Source organism: Pantoea sp. X-Soil-TKNS-1211 (assembly GCF_059730495.1).
In genome coordinates, this window is sequence record NZ_AP035955.1 from 124,909 (window position 1) to 146,672 (window position 21,764).

19 protein-coding genes and 1 pseudogene are annotated in these 21,764 nt (G+C 46.7%); 11 read left to right on the top strand and 9 right to left on the bottom strand.

All coding sequences use genetic code 11. The features are described from left to right. The first annotated feature begins 34 nt into the window (after positions 1-34). The 4 genes from AC6I8W_RS23925 (at position 35) to AC6I8W_RS23940 (ending at position 4,150) form a co-directional block, all read left to right on the top strand. On the top strand, positions 35-775 hold the full coding sequence (locus AC6I8W_RS23925; protein WP_497839016.1) for a hypothetical protein: 741 nt from the start codon (positions 35-37) through the stop codon (positions 773-775). A gap of 127 nt (positions 776-902) precedes the next feature. Continuing rightward, the gene (gene wbaP / locus AC6I8W_RS23930) at positions 903-2,360 is read left to right on the top strand and encodes an undecaprenyl-phosphate galactose phosphotransferase WbaP (RefSeq protein WP_497839017.1); all 1,458 of its coding nucleotides are present in this window, start codon (positions 903-905) and stop codon (positions 2,358-2,360) included. 29 nt (positions 2,361-2,389) lie between these two features. Beyond that, positions 2,390-2,914: a hypothetical protein gene (locus AC6I8W_RS23935; protein WP_497839018.1), complete on the top strand. Its 525-nt coding sequence runs from the start codon at positions 2,390-2,392 to the stop codon at positions 2,912-2,914. A gap of 225 nt (positions 2,915-3,139) precedes the next feature. Next, entirely contained in the window at positions 3,140-4,150 is a 1,011-nt protein-coding gene (locus AC6I8W_RS23940; protein WP_497839019.1) for an acyltransferase family protein, read from the top strand. A gap of 105 nt (positions 4,151-4,255) precedes the next feature. Here AC6I8W_RS23940 and AC6I8W_RS23945 read toward each other — a convergent pair whose 3' ends face one another. Next, positions 4,256-5,248 carry a sugar phosphate isomerase/epimerase family protein gene (locus tag AC6I8W_RS23945; RefSeq protein ID WP_497839020.1) on the bottom strand — a complete coding sequence of 331 codons (993 nt, stop codon included), beginning with the start codon at positions 5,246-5,248 and terminating at the stop codon, positions 4,256-4,258. A 339-nt stretch (positions 5,249-5,587) separates the two neighbouring features. Between AC6I8W_RS23945 and AC6I8W_RS23950 the strand changes: the two genes are divergently transcribed. The 3 genes from AC6I8W_RS23950 (at position 5,588) to AC6I8W_RS23960 (ending at position 7,775) form a co-directional block, all read left to right on the top strand. Further along, complete coding sequence (locus AC6I8W_RS23950) at positions 5,588-5,878, top strand: hypothetical protein (protein WP_497839021.1); 291 nt, start codon at positions 5,588-5,590, stop codon at positions 5,876-5,878. Between the two features lie 68 nt (positions 5,879-5,946). Continuing rightward, positions 5,947-7,067, top strand: a protein-coding gene (locus AC6I8W_RS23955; RefSeq protein ID WP_497834991.1) for an IS3 family transposase whose coding sequence is annotated in 2 segments (ribosomal slippage) — positions 5,947-6,205 and positions 6,205-7,067 — 1,122 coding nt in all. Because the reading frame shifts where the segments join, the coding sequence is not laid out codon by codon here. 270 nt (positions 7,068-7,337) lie between these two features. Beyond that, the gene (locus AC6I8W_RS23960) at positions 7,338-7,775 is read left to right on the top strand and encodes a hypothetical protein (protein WP_497839022.1); all 438 of its coding nucleotides are present in this window, start codon (positions 7,338-7,340) and stop codon (positions 7,773-7,775) included. Between the two features lie 22 nt (positions 7,776-7,797). On the opposite strand, the gene pckA is transcribed toward AC6I8W_RS23960, so the two are convergent. Beyond that, positions 7,798-9,417 (bottom strand): phosphoenolpyruvate carboxykinase (ATP), encoded by a 1,620-nt coding sequence (pckA, locus tag AC6I8W_RS23965; protein WP_497839023.1) that lies wholly within the window; start codon positions 9,415-9,417, stop codon positions 7,798-7,800. Positions 9,418-9,634: 217 nt separating this feature from the next. Between pckA and AC6I8W_RS23970 the strand changes: the two genes are divergently transcribed. Beyond that, positions 9,635-10,528 (top strand): LysR family transcriptional regulator, encoded by an 894-nt coding sequence (locus AC6I8W_RS23970; RefSeq protein ID WP_497839024.1) that lies wholly within the window; start codon positions 9,635-9,637, stop codon positions 10,526-10,528. On the opposite strand, the pseudogene AC6I8W_RS23975 reads toward AC6I8W_RS23970, so the two are convergent. Both AC6I8W_RS23975 and AC6I8W_RS23980 read right to left on the bottom strand, forming a co-directional pair. Beyond that, positions 10,525-11,183, bottom strand: a pseudogene (locus AC6I8W_RS23975) (cell filamentation protein Fic). The gene AC6I8W_RS23970 and the pseudogene AC6I8W_RS23975 sit on opposite strands and share 4 nt — an antisense overlap. Continuing rightward, complete coding sequence (locus AC6I8W_RS23980) at positions 11,180-11,443, bottom strand: hypothetical protein (protein ID WP_497839025.1); 264 nt, start codon at positions 11,441-11,443, stop codon at positions 11,180-11,182. Before AC6I8W_RS23980 ends, AC6I8W_RS23975 begins: the two are co-directional and overlap by 4 nt. A 363-nt stretch (positions 11,444-11,806) precedes the next feature. Here AC6I8W_RS23980 and AC6I8W_RS23985 point away from each other — a divergent pair, with 363 nt between their 5' ends. Next, on the top strand, positions 11,807-12,019 hold the full coding sequence (locus tag AC6I8W_RS23985) for a hypothetical protein (RefSeq protein WP_497839026.1): 213 nt from the start codon (positions 11,807-11,809) through the stop codon (positions 12,017-12,019). 43 nt (positions 12,020-12,062) lie between these two features. Here the strand turns inward: AC6I8W_RS23985 and AC6I8W_RS23990 are convergent, their stop codons facing one another. From AC6I8W_RS23990 to AC6I8W_RS24010, 5 genes are all read right to left on the bottom strand, one after another. Further along, positions 12,063-13,997 (bottom strand): hypothetical protein, encoded by a 1,935-nt coding sequence (locus AC6I8W_RS23990; protein WP_497839027.1) that lies wholly within the window; start codon positions 13,995-13,997, stop codon positions 12,063-12,065. A 53-nt stretch (positions 13,998-14,050) separates the two neighbouring features. After that, on the bottom strand, positions 14,051-15,982 hold the full coding sequence (locus tag AC6I8W_RS23995) for a hypothetical protein (protein WP_497839028.1): 1,932 nt from the start codon (positions 15,980-15,982) through the stop codon (positions 14,051-14,053). A gap of 236 nt (positions 15,983-16,218) precedes the next feature. Continuing rightward, complete coding sequence (locus tag AC6I8W_RS24000) at positions 16,219-19,488, bottom strand: hypothetical protein (protein WP_497839029.1); 3,270 nt, start codon at positions 19,486-19,488, stop codon at positions 16,219-16,221. A 265-nt stretch (positions 19,489-19,753) separates the two neighbouring features. Beyond that, the gene (locus AC6I8W_RS24005) at positions 19,754-19,894 is read right to left on the bottom strand and encodes a Hok/Gef family protein (RefSeq protein WP_497839030.1); all 141 of its coding nucleotides are present in this window, start codon (positions 19,892-19,894) and stop codon (positions 19,754-19,756) included. 405 nt (positions 19,895-20,299) lie between these two features. Further along, the gene (locus AC6I8W_RS24010) at positions 20,300-20,440 is read right to left on the bottom strand and encodes a Hok/Gef family protein (protein ID WP_497839030.1); all 141 of its coding nucleotides are present in this window, start codon (positions 20,438-20,440) and stop codon (positions 20,300-20,302) included. A gap of 508 nt (positions 20,441-20,948) precedes the next feature. On the opposite strand from AC6I8W_RS24010, the gene AC6I8W_RS24015 reads away from it, so the two are divergent. Both AC6I8W_RS24015 and AC6I8W_RS24020 read left to right on the top strand, forming a co-directional pair. Beyond that, the gene (locus AC6I8W_RS24015; protein ID WP_161519102.1) at positions 20,949-21,197 is read left to right on the top strand and encodes a type II toxin-antitoxin system Phd/YefM family antitoxin; all 249 of its coding nucleotides are present in this window, start codon (positions 20,949-20,951) and stop codon (positions 21,195-21,197) included. After that, positions 21,187-21,459 carry a type II toxin-antitoxin system RelE family toxin gene (locus tag AC6I8W_RS24020; protein WP_497839031.1) on the top strand — a complete coding sequence of 91 codons (273 nt, stop codon included), beginning with the start codon at positions 21,187-21,189 and terminating at the stop codon, positions 21,457-21,459. Before AC6I8W_RS24015 ends, AC6I8W_RS24020 begins: the two co-directional genes overlap by 11 nt. Positions 21,460-21,764 lie beyond the last annotated feature (305 nt).

The following is a 21,764-nucleotide window of genomic DNA, read 5'->3' on the forward strand; positions in this document are numbered from 1 at the left end:
CTTGGCTTTAATTTCAAAGAGTAAAGGCATTCTCATGTACCAGACACTACTAGTTGTCGTTTTAAGCGGCAAGACATACAAAGACTCTTTAACACTTAATTGCCTGATGAGTAAGGAATATGTTGATTCTGGCCTCGTTATTATTAATACAGGGCCTGATGCTTTACAGTTTGATAAGGATTTTATCCATACATTGGGATTTTACGTCAAAAGTATAGATATCAAAGAGTATCTTGATGCTCGTCCGCTCGGGAATATCTATAATGAAATTCTCAATGCGCATTGTGAGATCGAGCGATTTGTATTTTTAGATGACGAATGCAGCCTGAATAAAAGTTATTTAAACAATCTTGATAGGTATCATACAAATCATATTGATCTACAAATTCCTAATATCAGGTCAACTGTTGATGGTAAAATATATTTTCCTATCATCGATGAATCTGTAACTAAGGTGGCGGATGGCTTGGTTATAAGTGCTGCACAAGATATTCGTTCACCTGGATTTGGCTTGGTCGTTTATCGTTCGGCCATTAATAAGTTTTCCGCAATCCATAAGCCAATTTTCGATAATCATTTTTCTTTTTATGATATTGACAACAGTTTTTTTGGAAAAATTAAATTGCTAAGCGCTGAAAATATCAGTATTAAGATTCAGGTAGTTAATACACTGGAACATACTCTCAATTGCAGTAGCGGAAGAGATAGCAAATGGCGAGTGATAGAACGTCTTAAAGAAGGGATCTTGCCAAAAAAATCACACTTTACAAACTAATCAATTCTCATTTTTACTAGCTCACCATAGTTATCACTATGCAACAAGAAATATAGATTATTCATTGTTGCAATTTTTGGCAAGATTCATCTCATCATTAATGGATTTATTGGCCGGGTTTAATAATATGACAACACTCCAGCATCGTATACAGATTACATCAGAGTTTACATACAAAACTCTGCTCACAAAGCTCTCCCTGGCATTCTCAGATTTACTTTTTTTTAATGCAGCGTTGTTCATCGCACTAAAACTTATCGACTCAGGAGCTCATTCAATACTGGCTGATATATCGGTGAAAGATCTTAATCTTAAGATCTTTACTCATATCTGTTTGTCGGTTATCTGTGTTGTTTGGTTTTGGGTACGACTGCGTCATTTTACCTATCGAAAGCCATTCTGGTTTGAACTGAAAGAGATTTTTCGCACCATTCTTATCTTCTCAGTGATTGATCTCGCAATCACAGCTTTATCACAGTGGCAGATGTCTCGGTTTGTCTGGGCTTTAACCTGGTTGTTAGCCCTGATTGTGATTCCGGTTGGGCGCAGCATTGCACGTCGTTTACTAGACCATTTTGGCATGTGGAAAAAACAGACAATTATCATTGGTAGTAATAAGAATGCGCAGGAAGCGTGGAAGGCATTACAAAGCGAAGAAGTTATGGGCTTTGATACAATTGCGTTCTATGACGTTGATGGTAGCTGCCAACAGTCTAGTGTGGCAGGTATTCCGGTACTGAGAAATGAGCATGATCTTTGGTTGCTGACAAATAATGAAACGCAGTTCATCGTCGCAGTTGAGACCGAACAAAGTCAGTATCGTGATCAATGGTTAAAAACCTTGGCTAAACGTAATTGTCGTTCTGTTTCAGTCGTTCCTACGTTGAGAGGTGTACCACTTTATGGGACGGATATGGCGTATATTTTTAGCCATGAGGTGATGATCCTTCGTGTGAACAATAACCTGGCAAAACGTACATCACGTTTCCTGAAACGCGCGTTTGATCTTCTGGGTGCTCTTTCGATTATCGTTGCATTGTCTCCGGCATTATTGATTCTTGGCTATCTTGTGAGTCGTGACGGAGGTAGTCCAATTTATGGTCATGAACGTGTTGGTATGAATGGTCGCAAGTTCAAATGCCTCAAATTCCGCTCGATGGTTATCAACTCGAAAGAAGTGTTGGAGGAGGTATTACGTACTGATCCTGTTGCGAGAGCCGAGTGGGACAAAGATTTCAAACTTAAGAATGATCCTCGTATCACTAAAGTAGGTCACTTTATCCGTAAAACTAGCCTTGATGAGCTACCCCAATTGTGGAACGTAGTTCGGGGGGATATGAGCCTTGTGGGACCACGTCCGGTTATTGAAGATGAACTCAGTCGATACGCTGGAGACGTCGATTATTATCTGATGGCTAAGCCAGGTATGACTGGATTGTGGCAGATCAGTGGCCGTAACGATGTTGATTATGAAACGCGTGTTTATTTTGATTCCTGGTATGTGAAGAACTGGTCTTTATGGAATGACATCGCGATTCTATTTAAGACGGTTGGCGTAGTGCTTAAACGTGACGGCGCCTATTAATTTCCTCTTATTTATTAAATGGAGTTAATATGATAAAAATCAACTCTGTCATTACACATTTACAGAATAAGTTTATTGAGTGTGCAATAGAGAGATTGTCTCGGAATATGCCTTGCAATAAATTGAATTTGTTTGTCTGTGATATTCATCATTTCCTTCTGGCGCTAACTCGAGGGGATATAAATTCCAGATCTAAAAATGTTGTGTTAGTTTACAACAATGATCTTGAAGTATTCATACTACAGTCAATTTGCGATGTGTCTTTTGTTGCACTCGATGTTCGGACACAAGATGTCTTCGATTATTTTCAAGGGTGTAAAGTATTCAAGAAAGTAAAACCTTTTAAGCAGAAGGAAGATAGTGCAAGAATGCGAGTTTTTCTGCTTATTTTGCGAGGGTGGGATGACGATCGAATTTGTGAAGCGTTACTTATAACGATGAAAAAACTTCGAGAGTATAAGTCACAGCTCACGTATACCTTCTTTGAAAAGAGAAGAAATCTTTTTTATCTGACTCTAAACGGATTTTTGCAAAGAGATGTTTTGGCAGCTTAATCTTTAATATGGTGTGTATGGCCTGATAAGTTTGGTGAGTTATTTAGATGGCAATTCAAGACGTAAAATGGCATCCTAATAAATATGAAGATATTCCATCAGGCTACACACCCTATGATTAATAAAGTGATTTAATTAAATGATGCATTATTTTCATATACAATCTAGATTTTCAGGATAAAACTTTGTAGTAAAATAACGAAGCTTAAAGATGGAGTCTTTTTCATGCCAAATAAAAAAATTAATTATATACATTATATCCGAGGGATTGCTATATTTTTCATCGTTACAACGCATTGCAATCTATTCACAACGGATGATAGTGTTTTTGCTCGTCTTTGGAGTGAAGTTTTAAGAGAATGGACTGCGATTTTTCTTCTTATTTCTGGTTTTTTATTTCAATACTTATTGCCGCGGTATGAAGTGAAGAAGTTTTACGTCAGTAAGTTTAAAAATGTAATTCTTCCATATTTAATCATTTCTATTCCTGCAATCAGTATTTATGTCTTGGGGTTAAAGAAAGAACATAACTGGGTCGATATTAATGAGTTAATGCAACATTCCATTCTCTATATCTTGATGTTCTTCTATGCTACAGGTGCACACCTGGGGCCATTGTGGTTTATCCCAATGCTTAGCCTGATTTTTCTTAGCTCAGTTCCATTAAAAATGCTGGGGGGGAATAGAAAAAACCTTTTATATGCATCGATGATTTCTGTCGTTGTAATTATTTTGACTTCGCGACCAGTTGCTGACTCCAATGCTTTTCTGGCATATATTCATTTCCTACCAGTATATATACTGGGCATGTTTATATGTGAGTATAGAGAATCTTTGATTGAAAATAAGAATAAGTGGTTTTTCCTTTTCGCTTTTTTAGTGCTTTTTGGTGTTCGCGTGGCTTTTGACGTCACACCAAGTCTTTCAGTGTTGTCGAAGATTTTCTTATTTCTCTTTTTATGCATTACTCTTTCTTCAACTAATATGCCATATGTAACCACGCCTTTGTCATGGTTGGCCACGTCGAGTTTTGCTATTTATTTTCTCCACGGGTATTTTGTTGGTTTCCTTAGGAAGAAAATTGAACTCATTAACTCTTATTCCTTAAGCTCGAGTGTCGTAATTGAAGTTTTAATTAGTGCCGTTTTTTCAATATTAATCATATCCATAATATCATTTTTCGTGTATGCATTGAAAAAAACACGCGTTAACACACGTTTGATCCTGGGTTCTTAAGAACCTCCGTAAATGTTAAAATGTGATGCCATGCTGCCATAACAGCATGGCATGAAATAAAAAACGCTTAGGCTATGTTTCTGCATTCAAGAAATAAACGCCCCATCACTCCTCAATCGCCGTCAGCAGCGCATTCTGAATAATCCTCTGCGCCAACAACGGATTCTGTTCCGCCTGCGCAGCCTGCAACGCCACAATATCCAGCTTATCCAGCGCGCGATACACATGCTTCAAAAAGCGAATCGACAGATTAGCCGCTTCCACATTATCCTCGCGGAACGGGAACTGGTCTAACTGCCATACACCTTCCCAGTTATTGATCTTCAGTACGTAAAAGAACTCGAAGATCTCCGTCATATGCACCGTTCCCACCACCAGGTCATCATCCCAGCCACGCAGGTTGTCGTTTACATCCATACCGAACAGGCGACCATGATCGATAATCAGTTGCGCGGAACCCGCAGGTGACTCGCCAGCAAATAATGCATGCCCAAAGTCCAGCAGAATACCGACATTATCCAGACCCATTTCCTCAATCCCCAATAGTGTGCGCGCTGCGGAATCCCAGGTCATTTTGACCCGTGGCTCGCGGGGTTTGTACTCAATGGCAAATTTTACGTCTGGATTGGCGCTGGCAAGTTCGCGCATGCCATCGACCGCCAGCCGCCAGAGATTTTTGTGGTCGACCTGAAAGGGATAATCCCAACCATCCTGGCCTGGCCAAACCTTGACATAGTTAGCCCCCAGCTCACGCACCACGCTGGCGGCTTCATGCATAAGATCAAATGCTTGCTTGCGTAATACAGGATCCGGGTTGGTAAACGCCCCTCGTGAAAATCGACGTAGGTAAATCTCCGGGGTAACACCGATGGCTCTTAAGCCCGCGTCCGCCAGTGCCTGTTTCACATCGCTGACGCTGACACCCTCGGTAAAAGGATAGGGCACATCAACATACGAAAGATCTTCTACTGTACCAGCGATGCGAATCTGTTCCAGCGTGCTCAGCGCTGGTCCATAACCATCCACGGCATAGCGGTCAACATAGTTAGCGAAATGCCACAGGCCCGCGCCGAATTTTGGGTAGTTCCAGGTACTCATAAGATGTTCTCCTTAAACCACAGTGATAGTGCGAATGCCGGTGTCTGGCTTAGACGCCGCTACATCCGAGTCTTCAAATTCATTTTCCTGCATTGAATATATATTCACATATGTATATATATTCTATTGTGCGAGATCCAGGCGCCTGACAGCTAGCATGATGAAGTAGAATTGTCGTAGAAATCACAAAAATGGCTGAATTCACAGCTTCTCAGACGACTTTCATGGTGAGAATCGGAGGGATGCACGGATTTTAATTAGCAGAATATTAAAATATCTGCGTTATTGGCAGGTTAATCCTATTCTTTAATCCACAAATTCGTACCGGGTAAAATCGCTATGCCTTATTTTGTCACTGATACCGTCTCAACATCTGTAATCAAATCTTCATCTGTAACAGAGAAAAGCCTGGAAGAAGCCCAGAAGTTACTTAACCAGCTCAAACATATTATCAATACCTTTGAACATTTCTTTCATCAAGAGATGAAACCTGAATCAACGCAGCTTATACAGTGGATAAAAGGGAAAATAAGGACAGATGTTCCCACCACGGTAGTACCAACAGATCCAAAATCCGTACAAATGAAAAGAATTTTGGAAAAAGAGAAGCTTGAAATTCAGGAAAGTTGACCTGCTCCCCGTTGATTAATACACCGCGATGTTAGTAATGTCTTCATCAGTCACATGAGGACATCCCTATGAAGAAGCGATTTTCCGACGAACAGATCATCAGTATTCTCCGCGAGGCCGAAGCCGGGGTTTCAGCCCGGGAACTCTGCCGCAAGCATGCTATTTCAGACGCCACCTTTTACACCTGGCGCAAGAAGTTTGGCGGCATGGAAGTTCCCGAAGTGAAGCGGCTCAAGTCGCTTGAAGAGGAGAACGCCCGCCTCAAGAAGCTGCTCGCTGAAGCCATGCTGGATAAGGAGGCGCTTCAGGTGGCTCTTGGCCGAAAGTTCTGACGACAGACCAGAAGCGGGAAGCCGTGGAAGTCATGTGTGAGGCAACGGGTCTGTCGCAACGTCGTGCCTGCAGGCTGGCAGGTTTGTCCCTGTCCACCTGCCGTTATTCGGCTCAGCGTCCGGCTGCTGACGCGCAGCTGTCTCTACGCATCACAGCGCTGGCACTTGAGCGCCGCCGCTTTGGTTACCGGCGCATCTGGCAGTTATTGCGTCGGGAGGGCCTTCACGTCAACCACAAGCGGGTATACCGCATCTATCATCTCAACGGCCTGAGTGTAAAACGCAGGCGACGCCGCAAGGGGCTGGCGACTGAGCGGCTTCCGCTTCTTCGTCCGGATGCGCCGAACCTGACATGGTCGATGGATTTTGTCATGGATGCACTTGCCAGCGGCCGCAGGATTAAGTGCCTGACCTGCGTGGATGATTTCACGAAGGAGTGTCTGACGATCACCACGGCATTCGGGATTACAGGCGTTCAGGTGACACGTATTCTGGACAGCATTGCGCTGTTTCGTGGATATCCTACGACGATAAGAACTGATCAGGGCCCGGAATTTACCTGCCGCGCGCTGGATCAATGGGCCTTTGAGCATGGTGTTGAGTTGCGCTTAATCCAGCCGGGCAAGCCAACTCAGAACGGATTTATTGAGAGTTTCAACGGTCGCTTTCGGGATGAATGCTTGAATGAACACTGGTTCAGCGATGTTCTTCATGCCCGAAAAATCATTAATGGCTGGCGGCAGGACTATAACGAGTCCAGACCTCATTCATCGCTGAATTACCAGACGCCATTTGAATTTGCAGCAGGCTGGCGAAACGGGAAACATGAAGAAAAATCAACCGATATTACTAACTGAAGGTTGTATCTAATACTGGGGGCAGGTCAAAGTCTCTATGCGATGTGTCTCGGGATCACTAACGATCTCAAACAAAGTTGTTCTCGCTGGCTCGACAGATCTATCTTTCCCTTTCTCAGATACTCCCACGCCTGCAACGGGAGCCGCGGCACCCGAGTCAATGCCAGCATATTTATCTGATAACAGTCCTTCGTAGGCTCCTGTGACATCGATCATGTGGAACTGCGAGTTTGGTATTGCTGGGAAGCGGTGAGGAAGCGATGTGATTTGATGATTAAAACCTTTAAAACTAATGTTAGCGATGAAATCAAATGGTTAATGTTAATTCATGAGATACAGCCTGTCTCGCCCGATAAGGATAAAGTAACCTTAGAAAAGATAAAGGAAGGGGTGATTAAGAATATCCAGGCTGGTGAGTTGGACGAGGCTGCCGCAAAAGCGGCATGGGATGCCAGTCGGGCTGATTTATCAATGTTGAAACTGCGTGAATATTCTGTTTTTTTACGAGACACGGACGTTAATTCAGAAGATGAAGCAAGATCCAGAATCAGAACATTATTTATTCAGTTCCCCTTGCTTCAATATGTACCGTCCGAGTCTTTGATGCTTTTTCTTTATCGAAACGAGATATTCACCCATTCTGTCACATTGATTAATTCCGTTAAGCTTGAGTTTTTCAACGGGCAGAATAACCCGTCAACAGTCTGAGCTGTGACGGGTAGCAGACAGATTACTCCAGACCCGGCCCAGCCAGCGCAATACGTGCACCTTCCGGGGTTTCTGCATACTGGCTGAAGTTCGTCACAAACAGTCGCGCCAGTTTTTCCGCTTCTTCCTGCCATTGTTCCGCGTTAGCCCAGCCGTTGCGCGGATCCAGCAGACGTGACTCGACTTGCGGTACCGCGTCCGGGATCAACAGGCCAAATACCGGCATCGTGTTATCACCCAATACAATGCTGTCATCAAGAATGCCACGAATGATATTACGTGTATCACGCAGGGAAAGGCGTTTACCCTCACCATTCCAGCCGGTATTCACTAACCAGGCTTCAGCGCCGCTTTCCGCCATTTTCTCTGCCAGCACTTCGGCATATTGCGTTGGATGCAGCATCAGGAAGGCAGCACCATAGCAGGCAGAAAAGGTGGGCGTCGGCTGGGTAATACCGCGTTCCGTTCCGGCCAGTTTAGAGGTAAAGCCCGACAGGAAGTGATACTTCATCTGATCAGTGGTCAGGCGCGATACCGGCGGCAATACACCAAAGGCGTCAGCCGCGAGGAAAATCACTTTAGACGGATTGCCCGCACGCGATACTGGTTTGACGATATTCTCAATATGCGCCAGCGGGTAAGAGACGCGAGTGTTCTCGGTCTTGCTGCCGTCCGCATAATCAACTGTACCGTCATCTCGCACCACCACGTTTTCCAGCAGCGCATCCCGACGAATCGCACGGTAAATCTCTGGCTCTGCCGCTTCGCTCAGATTGATGGTTTTGGCATAGCAGCCGCCTTCAAAGTTAAAGACGCCTTCGTTGTCCCAGCCATGTTCATCGTCCCCGATCAGTTCACGTTGTGGATCGGTGGAGAGCGTGGTTTTGCCGGTACCGGACAGACCAAAGAACAACGCCACATCATCTGCCGCACCCCGGTTGGCGGAGCAGTGCATGGAGGCGATGCCACGCTGCGGCAGAAAATAGTTCATCACCGAGAACAGGCCTTTCTTCATCTCGCCGCCGTACCAGGTGCCGCCGATCAGCTGCATCTTTTCAGTCAGGTTAAACGCGACGAAATTCTCAGAGTTCAGACCCTGTGCCTGCCAGTTGGGATTGGTGCACTTTGACCCGTTCATCACAATAAAATCAGGATCGAAATTTGCCAACTCGTCTGCCAGTGGCGGAATAAACATGTTTTTCACGAAGTGGGCCTGCCAGGCAACTTCGGTGATAAAGCGCACCGCCAGCCGTGAATCGTTGCTGGCACCACACCAGGCATCTACCACGTAAAGTTGCTTGCCAGAAAGTTGGTTCGATACCAGATGGCGCAGTTCAGCCCACACCGACGGAGCAAGTGGCTTGTTGTCATTACGACCCGTACCGGCATCGGACCACCAGACGGTATCTCTGGTTAGCTCATCACGGACAATATATTTGTCCTTCGGTGAACGACCGGTAAATTCACCGGTATCGACCGCCACCGCGCCAGAGGCAGTCATGATACCGCGCTCATAGCCGCTTAATGCTGCCGAGGTTTCATGCACGATGAGCAGGTCATAATCGGGGTTGTAGATCACTTCGCTCACGTTGGTGATCCCTAAATCTGACAGGGCTGTTTTAATCTTCTCTGAGCTGGACATGTTATACCTGACTGATTGCTGGCTGAATATTGGGCTGCATAGCACTGCGGCCGGTAGTTTGTTTGATAGTTAACTGAGCTGTTAATGAAATAGCGATGTTCAGTTATGCAACTGTTCAGGATATTAGCACCAACAATCAGATGCATTGATTGCATAATTTCTATGCTCTATGCATAATTTGCATGGCGAAAATCAGTGTTTTGTGAGAATCAGCGCAATGGTCAGTAATCTGGAAGTGAAGTGGTTTTATGATGTTATCGCGCTGGAAGAGACCCGGAGCTTCACGTTAGCGGCTGAAAAGCGCAACATTTCTCAGTCTTCATTCAGCCGCCGTATTCAGTCGCTGGAATCGGCGATTGGCTTCGCTATTTTTGATCGCAGCGTCAATCCGTTGCAGCTTACTCGCCAGGGCAAAAGTTTTGTCGGCTATGCGCGCAATATGCTGGATGATATGGATTACCAGCTGAACCGGATTCAGGGGCTGGATAATTTCCGCCAAAGTATCAAGTTTGATGCCGCCCCCTCACTGTCTGTCTTGTTACTTCCCACGTTGATTGCCGGTTATGCCGACAGTGCTGAAAGGATTCATTACGTTGAGTCGATCAACGTTGATGAGGCGGTGTATAACCTCAAAGAAGGCAAAAGTGACTTTATTCTGACCTTCTACAACGAAGAGTTTATGAATTACCCGTTTATCCACCACAAAATTTTTGACTCATTTTTGCATCTGGTTTCTCCCTGTGATGTCGATGGCCGGCCGCTGTTTAGCCTCAATCAGGGCGGGTTGCCGTTAATGAAATATGCCAACGACAGTTATATGGGACGTCAGGTGAATCAGGTGATTGATAAAATCCCCGACAATACCTTTACGCTCAGCTTTGTCTCCTCGATGAGCGAGCTGCTTAAGCGGATGATTGTTAACGGACATGGGGTGGGGTGGTTGCCGCAATATTCGATTCAACGTGAACTGCGTGAAGGTAAGCTGATGATTCTGGATGGTACGCTGTCGTTACCGATTTCGGCTTATGTCTATCGTTCAGGGGCGCGGCTGAACCTGGCGGCGGAGCGTTTCTGGCAACATATTAAAGCGCAGAATATCCGGCTGGATTAGTTGGGATCGTCTTTATTGTCCATGCGATACATGGAATATAATGTTCCTGATTTGTATATTTGTTGCACTTCTGGATCATCTACGTTTTTATACGTAACATCCTCCTTATCGAGACCATCCAGCCCCTTTATTCCACCAATCATGTCAGGCCAATCATTTCGGCTGGATATTTTAACGATAAATGGATTCAAATATCTGTCAAGATAGCCTTTGGAAGGGGTTTTTATCTCCTCGCTCAGCGCCTTCAAATAATCATCCTTATTGGTATTGGTCCAGGCAATTGAAAAGCCAGCGCAATATGAAAGCTCCATATAAACAAGAAGTAAAGTACGTCCGTTACCATCTAAAAAAGGACGTTCAAAGGCAGTATGCTGGGGATTCTCTGGCGAACCTTTAAATACAGCTAAATGGGGAACTAATGTATTTCTGTCTTTCCCAGCCCAAGGATAAAAATCGGAAAACAGGATTTCATGAACCTTCAGGACTGCATCATAATCAATTGAAGTTAGATTGGCCAGGAAATCAAGAGCTTCCTCAATACTTGATTCGAAAGCCAAATGTTCGGACTCTTTGAATTCATCAGGATTTTTTAAACCTAATGTATTCCGCAAGTAACCTGTGCGCTAGCGAAATCACCAAAAGGATCGAATATCATGCACTCAAATTCTGTTTAGTATCTCTTTTTTCTTTGAGATATTCCGCCTGCATGCGAAGGATTTCGGACTTTGTGAGCACACCCTGACGTTTTAAATTCACCAGCATTTGCTCAATTGTGTCCAATTCAACAACATCACCAGCAAGGCGCGTTATCGCCACTGCCATACGGCTGGTATCGTCACGACTGGCTGAAACATTATGAATGGCCGCGAGGTGACGTACTTTATTCGCTATGCTTAAGTAAGCTGCTTTAGGCATGAGTCAGACCCTCCATCTTTTCCCCAACTTTAACATGCCCCAACCCCCCTGTCTTTAAAATTGGACATACGGCATGACGAATCCTGAATGTGGCTGTAGCAGCGCGATAAATCAAGTAGCTACCATTTCGGGTCAACTCGTAAAATCACCGGCGATCACAGATCGTAGTTGAGTGCAAAGCCACTGCCTTCGCGTACCACTTTGCCGCTACGCAAGCCGTCCAGCACGTATGATTTTAGTCTGGCCTTTGTGCGCTAAGCGTTTGTCGCATTCTGATGTTCATGTCGCCTCACTTCACGTTTTTATCATCCTGGCGTTAGGTAAATTCAGGGTGAACCAGAATGTCTGCTAAGGATATAGAGAATGAAAAAAGTCACATTTAGCGCCCGTCCTAATCCAGCCGGGGTAACCAAAGCGATCCTGTCGGTGATGGCGGCTGAAGGTTGGGGAATACAGGATGCGCAACACGCCGCTGAACCGGGTGAAATTGGTCATTTGGATGAAGCGATGGCAGAAAGGTTAAGAAAAGCGATTGAAGATGCAGCAGGGGATAAAGTGAGGATTGAAGAGGAGTGAAATATCTCGGTTTCTCCCCGACGATGTGCCGGGGAGAACGGTTTTACAGATTCACACGATATTGCACCGCGTAATCGGCACTGGCTGGCACCCACAGCATATTACGGTAATAACTGGCGGGGAAACTCAACTCATCACCGTTCAGCCTTTCACCGGCGGCAATGGGTAGCCCAAGTTGCCTCGCCTGTTGGTTAATGAAACGTGCCAGGTCGGCAGGCCATAAATATTGACTACCACGGGTCACGTTAAAGATCGCCAACGGGCGTTTGCTGCCATCCGGTTGTGTTACCGTCACCTGAATTTCGGTGCCGGCGGGCAAATCACGCTCTGCCGTAATAGCGGGTTGGGTCGCATTCAGTTTCCACGCGGAGATAATCTCCGGTTTGGGGGTGATCTGTTGCTCCAGGATGTAGCCATTATTTTTATAGCGATTGAACAGCCAGACTTTATTACGATACACACTCGCCAGAGGGCGAATCATGCCATTTTCATCTTTTTCACCCACCCGCATCAGGTCGCTGTTTTTATTCACATGGTCAGCGACGACGAACGGCCAGTGATATTGATTCAGCAATGTAGTGTTGGCATTATCAATGGTGACTTCGCCTGTATCGCGTGGGGCGCAATGATCACAGGCCCGGCCGGTTGCCCAGTTAAAGCTGGTGGTCACCGCCGGTAAGCTGTACCCCGACAAGGTGGTCCCGGTATCAGAAAAATCGGTTAAGCCAGTCAGGTCATAATGAAATACTTTCCCCTCAGCGCCGATAGTTAATACATTTCCCTGAACAACGATGTCAGAATTAATGAGTCGGGCGTAATCACGTGTAAAGGAAAACAGAGGGTCGTTGAAGTTGCCGCTGGGTGACAGCAGCGTGACTCTCAGCTTTTCTGCATGAAATTGTTGATTCAGGATGTATGCCCAACCACTGACAGAATCAAAAAGGATTTTATGAATGCTGTCATTCAGGTGTTTTTGCTTTACTGTCATGCCTGCCGATTTTGTCACCCAGCTCAGCGTACCGGCTTCATCCCACACATAGAGGATGTCACGTTCTGGAGGCAATGCCAGCCCCTTAATCCCGGCCAACTCCTTGACCCAGATCAGTTCAAAAGGGGAAGCCTCATTGAACAGATTGAGGCGGAAAAATTTGTTATTCGTCTTACCAAACACGCTACGTCCGTCATCAGAGGCCAGCATGAGCGTGTTTTGCACGTTATCTTCTGCCAGTGACGGCGGTAATGCATCCTGATTAATGATGGTGCCGCTGGCTAAATCGACCACGTAGAACTGTGAGCTACTTTGCAGATAGAGTTTGCGCTCATCGGCACTGATGATCCGGCCAGTCACCACGCTGGCAAAATGTATTTCATGCCAGCTTATGTTGCTGCCATCGAGTGAGGTTTGGGTCAACCAACTGCTATCGCCATCTCTTCTGAGGCTATACAGCGCATTATTTTTTTCTGACACCAGCAAAGGTGCGGTAAAACGGCATTGTCCCAGGGTTTTATGCTCGCATTCGGTTTGTAGCAACAATTCCAGTTGCTCAGCCTGAGGTGAGAGGCGGTAAATGGCCAGATCTTCATGCATCTGGTTTGATGAGATGGTGCCTTTCTTATCCTGTTGATTTGCCAGATAAAGATTATTATCAGCGCCTGATATGGATTGCTCGAATTGAATGTAGTTGGAAAATCCCTCTGCATTGGTCAGTGCGATTTCCTGTAACGCGGCATTGCGCGCGCCTTTGTACAGAATATGGCTGGCATCATTGAGGATATAATTGACGCCTGATGGGGTAACGAAAACTCTGGCAATTCTTTCTTTGTCAGAGGTGGTTAGTTCCCATTTATCCTTATAATGCGGGGGTTCGGAGTCAACCCCAGCCTGTGCATTCCCGATCAAGGTTAGGGAGGAAAGTAATAAGGTGCGGCAGAACCAGGTTGAACGTGATGACGAGTGGAATAGCCTGGATTTCATCATAAATATTATCCTTAATTTATCTTGTTATAGACGCGAAGCGGGGCAGGGACCTGTCACGGTTTTACGTCATAGTGCAGCGTATAGTTGTCGTTGGCGGGCACCCATAAGCTGTTTCGGTAATAGCTGGAGGGGGTTGTCAGCACGTCGCCTGCGAGTCTTTCACCGGCGGCGATGGGCAAATCAAATTGACTCGCCTGGCTATTAATGAAACGGGCAAGATCGGCTGGCCACAAGAATTTGCTGTCGCGCGTAACCGTAAAAACCGGCAGCGGACGTTTGCTGCCATTGGGGAGGGTTACGGTGACCTGAATGTTCGTTCCGGGTGTCAAATTACGCTCAGCGATGATGCCGGGCTGCGCAGGGTTCAGTTTCCAGGACGACACGATGTCAGGTTGCGGTGTCACTTTCTGGTTAAGAATATAGCGAACATCTTTATAATAATTTAACAGCCATATTTTGTTGCGATACTCACTCGCCAGTGGCCGAATGGTGCCATTTTCATCCTTCTCACCAATCCGCATCAGATCGCTATGTTTATTGATATTTTCTGCCAGAATAAGAGGCCAGTGATATTGGTTTAACAAAGTTGGATTAGCGTTATCAATGGTGACTGCGCCTGTTTCTCGCGGACACCACTGGCCGCAGGCTTCGCCAATTTGCCAGTTAAATTGTGTGGTTGCTCCTGGTATGGCATACCCGGACACATATTTTCCCGTGTCGACAAATTCCATTGTTCCGCTCAGATCATAATGAATAACCTTACTTTCTACCGCGATGGATAAAACATTATTTTTCAGATTAACATCGGCATCCATTAAAACTGCATAATCAGCATGAAATTGAAATATGGGGTCGGCTATCGTACCGCTGGGTGATATTAGCTTTAAGATTACTATACCGCGCGAGGTTATATGATTAAGTACGTAGGCCCAACCGCTGACCGGATCGAACTGAATTTTTTTAATCTTGCCTGGCGTGACGACGTTTTTTTGGAAGTTTCCTTCTGCTTTTGTTATCCAGCTTATTACGCCTTTTTTATCCCACGCGTAAATAACATCCCGGTTGGGTGGCAGCGCGATATCTTGAATTTCCGCCATTTCTTTTACCCAGACCAGTTCAAACGGTGACGTGTCATTGAAAAGATTAAGCCTGAATAACTTATTATTTGCCGCGCCGAAAACGGTATGCCCGTCATCCGTTCTCAGAGAAAGGGTATTTGCAACCGTGTCTTCCGCCAGTGAGGGAGGTAAGGCATCCTGATCGAGGATGTTGCCACTCTCCAGGTCAACCACATAGAAATGTGAGCTGCTTTGCAGATAGAGTTGACGTTCATCCGCGCTGATTACCTGACCCGTCACCACGGTGTCAAAACGTATCTCATGCCAGTTTTTGTTGCTGCCATCCAGCGAAGTCTGGCTTAGCCAGGCGCGATCACCATCCCTTCTGATACTATACACGGCATGGTTTTTCTCGGAAACCAGCAACGGCGCAGTAAACTGGCAACTGTCGATGTTCTGATTTTGGCAGTCAGATTGCTGTAAAAGCTCCAGTTGATCGCTCCCGGCGCTAAGACGATAGATTTCCACTGACTTCATCATTGCGGCTGAACCTAAGGAAGCCGGTATATAGGTTAAATTGGCGAGGTAAAGCTGGTCATCGTAACCTAATGTCGCCTGGTCAGATTTGATGGTCTTTTTGACCCCGGCGCTGGGCGGAACCCTTATCTCTTGCACCGGCGTATTGCGCGAGGCTTTGTAGAGGATGGAACTGTAGTCGTTAAGAATAAAATTCATACCTGTGCGGGTGATAAACTGTCGGGAAATCCTTTCGTGGTTAGAGGTGGTGATTTCCCACTTATCCTTATAATGCAGGGGTTCATGGTTGATCCATGCCTGAGCCTCGCCGATAAAATAAAGCGAGGAGAAAGCGAGGGTGCCGTATACTAAGCGGGCTGAGAGCGACGATCGGAATATCCTGGATTTCATAATAAATCCCTTTTAAATTAAAGGCAGTGAGGGAGTAATGTTGCCGTGAGAGAACATAGTCTTTTTTCGGACGCTATTTTACCGCTGAGCATTAAGCACCAGGTTGATATAAGCGTGATTTAATGCTGACATCAGATTAATCAGGCGCAGATGGCCGTGATACGGTTGATTTCGTGAATTTCCAAAAAAAACAGCGCGATAAATCGCACCGTTATCAATGATTAAACTTGAACGCATCACTGATCAGGTGATTCAGGTCCAAATTCATTATATTGTTGCAGGGACATATTTATTTTGGCTGTTTCCAGCACCCTTCTCAGGCGCGCACGATCCGCGTTTTCCAGCCACTTCTCTGGATGGGATATCCATTCATCAGCCAATGCATTGCGTTGATGCTCCACCGAAAATCCAAAGCATCCATGCACCTCCAGTCCATGCCTGATGGCTTCGAACAGCGAATCGTTATTTTCGGGGATTAAACGTTCCTGACCATCCTGATCCCGGCGGTCCAATTCCCAATACGCTGAGGCAACGTTATTTACCATCACATCACGTGTCGAAATCAGCGAAATCACTTTCTCATTGGTTGTCGCCGGATGATCTGGGTTGCGAAACTGCCAGTTGATATGGCCACCATTGCGCTGGTCCGTGACATCCAGCACAAAACCAGGCGGCCATTCAGGGGCTGCAACCAGCATGTCGAGAATCCAGTTGACCGGATGATTATTAACCGTTTTTACATTACGCAGCAACATATCAGCCAACAGCCACGCTTCGCGCGTGGAAGGTAGCCACGCGGTCGCCCCTGGCGTGGTGAGTTGTTGCAGGTCGGCTACTGCCATCGTTTCACTTCCGGTTAATATCGGGGAGAGACTGAAATTCAGCACGGGCAGGCTGGCTGGTGCGTCCTCAGGGATGTCCATCGCGTGCCCTTCGTATAATATCGGGGAGAGGCTGAAATTCAGCACGGGCAGACTGGTCGGCATGTCCTCAGGTATATCCATCTCTTGCTGTCCATCAAACACCGAAGAAAGACAGGAGGGGAGATCAGGCATCTTATCGATCCAGTCCTCCATGTCATCGTCGTCAGGTGATGGCGCAGGCGACGTCATGTGGATAGCGTCGGGAGAAAGGGGGAGCAACGCAGGAAGCGGTGAGGGTGCTGAGGGGCGCAGCATTGCTTCCGGCGGGGTGAAATCGGCGAAGGTGTGATCAAAATCTGTGCTCTCGAAAATGGGCTGAAGCGGGGAAGGTGTAGGAGGAACCGCAGTGATAACGGTTGTCGGCTGATGGCTGGAGGTAGCCGGAGCGACAGCGGTGCTGGTCGAGGCCGTGGCATCTCTGGTCGCAGAAACCACGGCGGTTGTAGCGGTGAGACCGGCCTCTTTGGCGCGGCGTGCTGCTGCGCGTTTATGTACCCGTGGGTAATACATCGGCGAGAACCTGTCGCCGAAGAGACGATCAAATTCGCCACGATTCACTTTGTCTTTGCGCATCGTCGCGACACGATAATCGCTGAGACGGTAAATATCTTTGGCCGTCAGATGGGGACACTGATCATACAGATACAACGCATACTGGCGATTGCTTCTGCCTCCGCGCGGGAACTTCACCTCGGCTTCTCTGGCCTCAGGGGTCCATTCAAGGAAGTGTTCATGGGCGGCGATTACCCATCTGTCCAACTGCACAAGGACGCTCAACTGGTCGAGGGTAACGCTGCTATCCTGAGTATGTACGTATACGGCCCATTCGAGCTTTTCCCGACCATTCTGCGGGTAACGCTTGCTCAGTTCTTTGGTTTCTTTGGTGGGCTTTTGAAGTTTACACCGACTTCTCACCGCGCTTCTGCTCATGCCAGTAAGGATGCCCAGATCCTTATATGTCAGACCCGGCTTTGCAGGGTCTTGGTTATATATCGACAACAGGCGTATGCCGAAATCCTCATCGTCTTCACGAGGTTGAGCTTCGCGGCCGGGTTGCGCTGGTGTAAACTCTCTCCTTTTTACGTTGGCAAATGCATGCCTGCCCACTTCGGTTAAATCCAGGAAGAGGGGATTGGTTCTCAGTTCCTCCTCCGTCACATCGGTTAAGTCGAGCAGGTCAAGCATGTTAAGTTTTGGGTTGGTGGCCTTTATCCGCTCCGCCTTTTCAAGTTCCGTTTTACATCCCGTCAGATCAGTCATGTTGCGCGCCATGATCGCCCTTTTTCTCGGTTTTCTGATGATTTGCCAAAATCTCAGCGTTTGTTCTTTGTGGACGTGAAGTGCGCATTTTTGCTTATCTGTTAACTCGAGGTGGCGGGTCAGCTGGTCCAGTTTCTGCGCAAACTCTTTATTCCCTGTTTTTTCCCCGGTTTCACGACGTAATTTCTCGGTTTCACGACATAACTCTTTCTTAATCGCCTGAGCTTGAGCCAGCTTTTTACTATGCTCAACGAAACATCCGGAGTAGCGTATAAAATCGATCGAGTATTTGGTTATATTGTGGATTCTATCGTCACTGATACCCAGCTTGCGTAAACGTATTACCCACGTCTCAGGGGCTTCACCGGGTCTTTCGTTCAGGTCATCATCTGGGATTGCAACTTGCTGGGATCGCTTAGCCGCTTGTGGCGTAGTCCATGGTTTATCGTTCACTTTGCGTTTGTTCTGCGGCGTGGTGGCGGTGGACGTTGATGCCACAGGATCAGGTACAGCGGGCGGTGGCGGGTATGGCATGACTGTGTTGCGGGTAATCGCGGCGATCGACGCATTAAGCGGTGATACACGAACAGATTTTCTCATTTCCTCCAGGCAACGGTCTGGCTTCAGTGTTACCAGCCGGTTCGCCAACGCTTCGACTGTGGCGTCGGACAACGCCTGTCCTATCACATGTGGGCCGATTTTTTCCATGGACCCTTGCAGCAGATTGTTCTGTACACGAAGAAAATGAGGATTCTCTCGAGAATGCTCTCTACGATTGATTATTCCCAATATTTCAGTCATCTCATTTTCCGCTGTTTGTTCTGCTGTCAGCGGCGGGATAGTGATAGCCCCACGGCGCTGGCGCTTGGGAGGTCTGGTGGACGCTTCAGGGGAGGGCATGAAGCGCCCTGCTATCTGGCTCAGATTATTGGCGGTGATGCTGACTGGTTTACTCTGCTCATCGACACTCGTCACGGTCTCAAACAACTGCTGTACATGGTAAGGGAGCGTGAGGGCGTGTGTGTGGGTTCTGATCGCTTCGCGTTGAGCAGAAGAAGCAGCGGGATAGGCGGAGGAATGAGCCTGAGAGATCCGGGTTGCCCCTGCGGCTGCCAGTGCATGGCTTTGAACGGTAGAGGCTGCTGGCTGGTATGTTGCTGCGGTAGAATGAAACGAGGTGGCGGAGTGAGTCGATCCAGGCGTGTCCCGTGACATGATAACGTTTGTAATGTTCACGCTGGTTTGAGATGTCGTTATTTCCGAAGATTGGCGGGCAGCGACGACGGTATTAATACGGCTGACCGCATTATTGGGTGAATGCATAAAGTCCCTTTATCGTTATTTTTGCTGATGATGTTAAGTTAATAACTTAGCAAGATAATGGTTTTCGCTTTTTTACCTCTTTATAAGAGCACGGGCGAAACGCAAGGGAATTATATGCTAATGCTGGTCAGCGAATAGCCAGTTGATGGCAAGCATGTTTGATCTGACTTAACTGCATAGCGTAAAGGGGGCAGGAAGAAGGGTGCCTGAGTGCCTTTGCCTGACAACAACTAAACGGCGGGGCGAACCCCGCCGGGGTGACATCTTACTTCAGAGCGCTACACGCCATTGAAACAGCGACCTCCGCAATGCCGGTGCGCAACCGAATCTCACACAGATTCTTCTGCGTCACCAGAATGATAAGGATCACAATGATGAAGATTTTCCTCGTCATCAGCTGTTTCATGCCGGTACCTCCTTGCCTTGTGGCGCGTAAGAGGCTACCTTTACGTTGTTCAGGCGTAAATGGCAGCCTCAGGTTGATGAATAATCTTCCTGGGGCTTTTCACTTTCCGCCGTCAGCAACTGCATGCTTAAGGCAGAAAGCCTCAAGCACCCGCCGCAAGTCTACTTTTCCCCTGCCAGCACGACAATTACGCGAACACGTAATAATCCCTTCTGTTTTTACAAGACATGTTGCCATATATGCATAAGAATCAATGAGTAATGAACTTTGAAAGTGACAGTTATTTTTCTGAGGAGAGCCGGGAAATGTGAGCGGGATCGCTATCAGGAGAAATGAAGAAGGGTGCCTGAGTGCCTTTGCCTGACAACAACTAAACGGCGGGGCGAACCCCGCCGGGGTGACATCTTACTTCAGAGCGCTACACGCCATTGAAACAGCGACCTCCGCAATGCCGGTGCGCAACCGAATCTCACACAGATTCTTCTGCGTCACCAGAATGATAAGGATCACAATGATGAAGATTTTCCTCGTCATCAGCTGTTTCATGCCGGTACCTCCTTGCCTTACGGCGCGTAAGAGGCTACCTTGATGTTGTCTAGGCATCAATGGCAGCCTCAGGTTGATGGATAATCTTCCTGGGGCTTTTCACTTTCCGCCGTCAGCAACTACATGCTTAAGGCAGAAAGCCTCAAGCACCCGCCGCAAGTCTACTTTTTCCCTGCCAGCACGACAATTACGCGAACAGGTAATAATCCCTTCTGTTTTTACAAGATGTGTTGTCATATATTCATAAAAATCAATGGCTAATGAATTTTTAAAGTGACAGTTATTTTTCTGGGGAGAGCTGGGGAATGTGAAGGGGATCTCAATCAGGAGAATAATGAAGAAGGGTGCCTGAGCGCTTTTGCCTGACAACAACGAAACGGCGGGGCATACCCCGCCGGGGTGATTTACGTCAAAAAAATCATCCTCTAAATTTCAATACTCAATTAAAGCATCTTTAAAAGTGCTTTTAAGTGGGCTGTAATTGGCACTCTTAACAGGAGGGTACAATATGGCATTTCAGGTTTTAACCACCACTGCGGCCAGCATTACTGAGCTTAAACGTGATCCTATGGGTACTTTCAATGCAGGTGAAGGTGCACCGGTAGCGATCCTGAATCGCAACGAACCCGCTTTTTACTGTGTACCACCGGCCCTCTATGCACAGCTGATGGAAATTCTGGAAGATCAGGAGCTGGGGCGTATTGCCGACGAGCGAATCGGTGAGGCAGTAATCGAGGTCAATATTGATGACCTATAAGCTGGCCTTTAATGAATCAGCGCTGAAAGAATGGAAAAAACTGGGCCATCCCGTTCGGGAACAATTTAAAAAGAAACTCGCTGAGCGTCTGCAAAACCCACGGGTGCCCGCATCACAGCTCCATGGCCGCAAAGACCAGTTTAAAATCAAGCTTCGTGGCGCGGGCTACCGACTGGTTTACAGTGTCAACGATGACATTGTGACGGTCACCGCAATTGGAGTGGGTAAACGAGAAAACAGTGTAACCCAACACAGAAATTAATCGCTCCGGATGCCCGATAAGAATGGCATAACAGTTATCCTTTCGTCTTAACTACTGCATGCTTAAAACAGAAAGCCTCAAGCTCCCGCCGCGATACTACTTTTTTGCTGGTTAAACATCAATTACGCGAGCTCGTAACGTTTCGTTGTAAAAATACAAATAATTATTATTTTTTTGATTTAAAATCAATAAGTTAATATTTTTATAATGAAACTTATTATTATAAGCACGTATATGATTTGTGATTCAGCTCCCATCCGAAATGAGAAATCACTCTGCTCGTCAGCACCATCACACCGCCAACA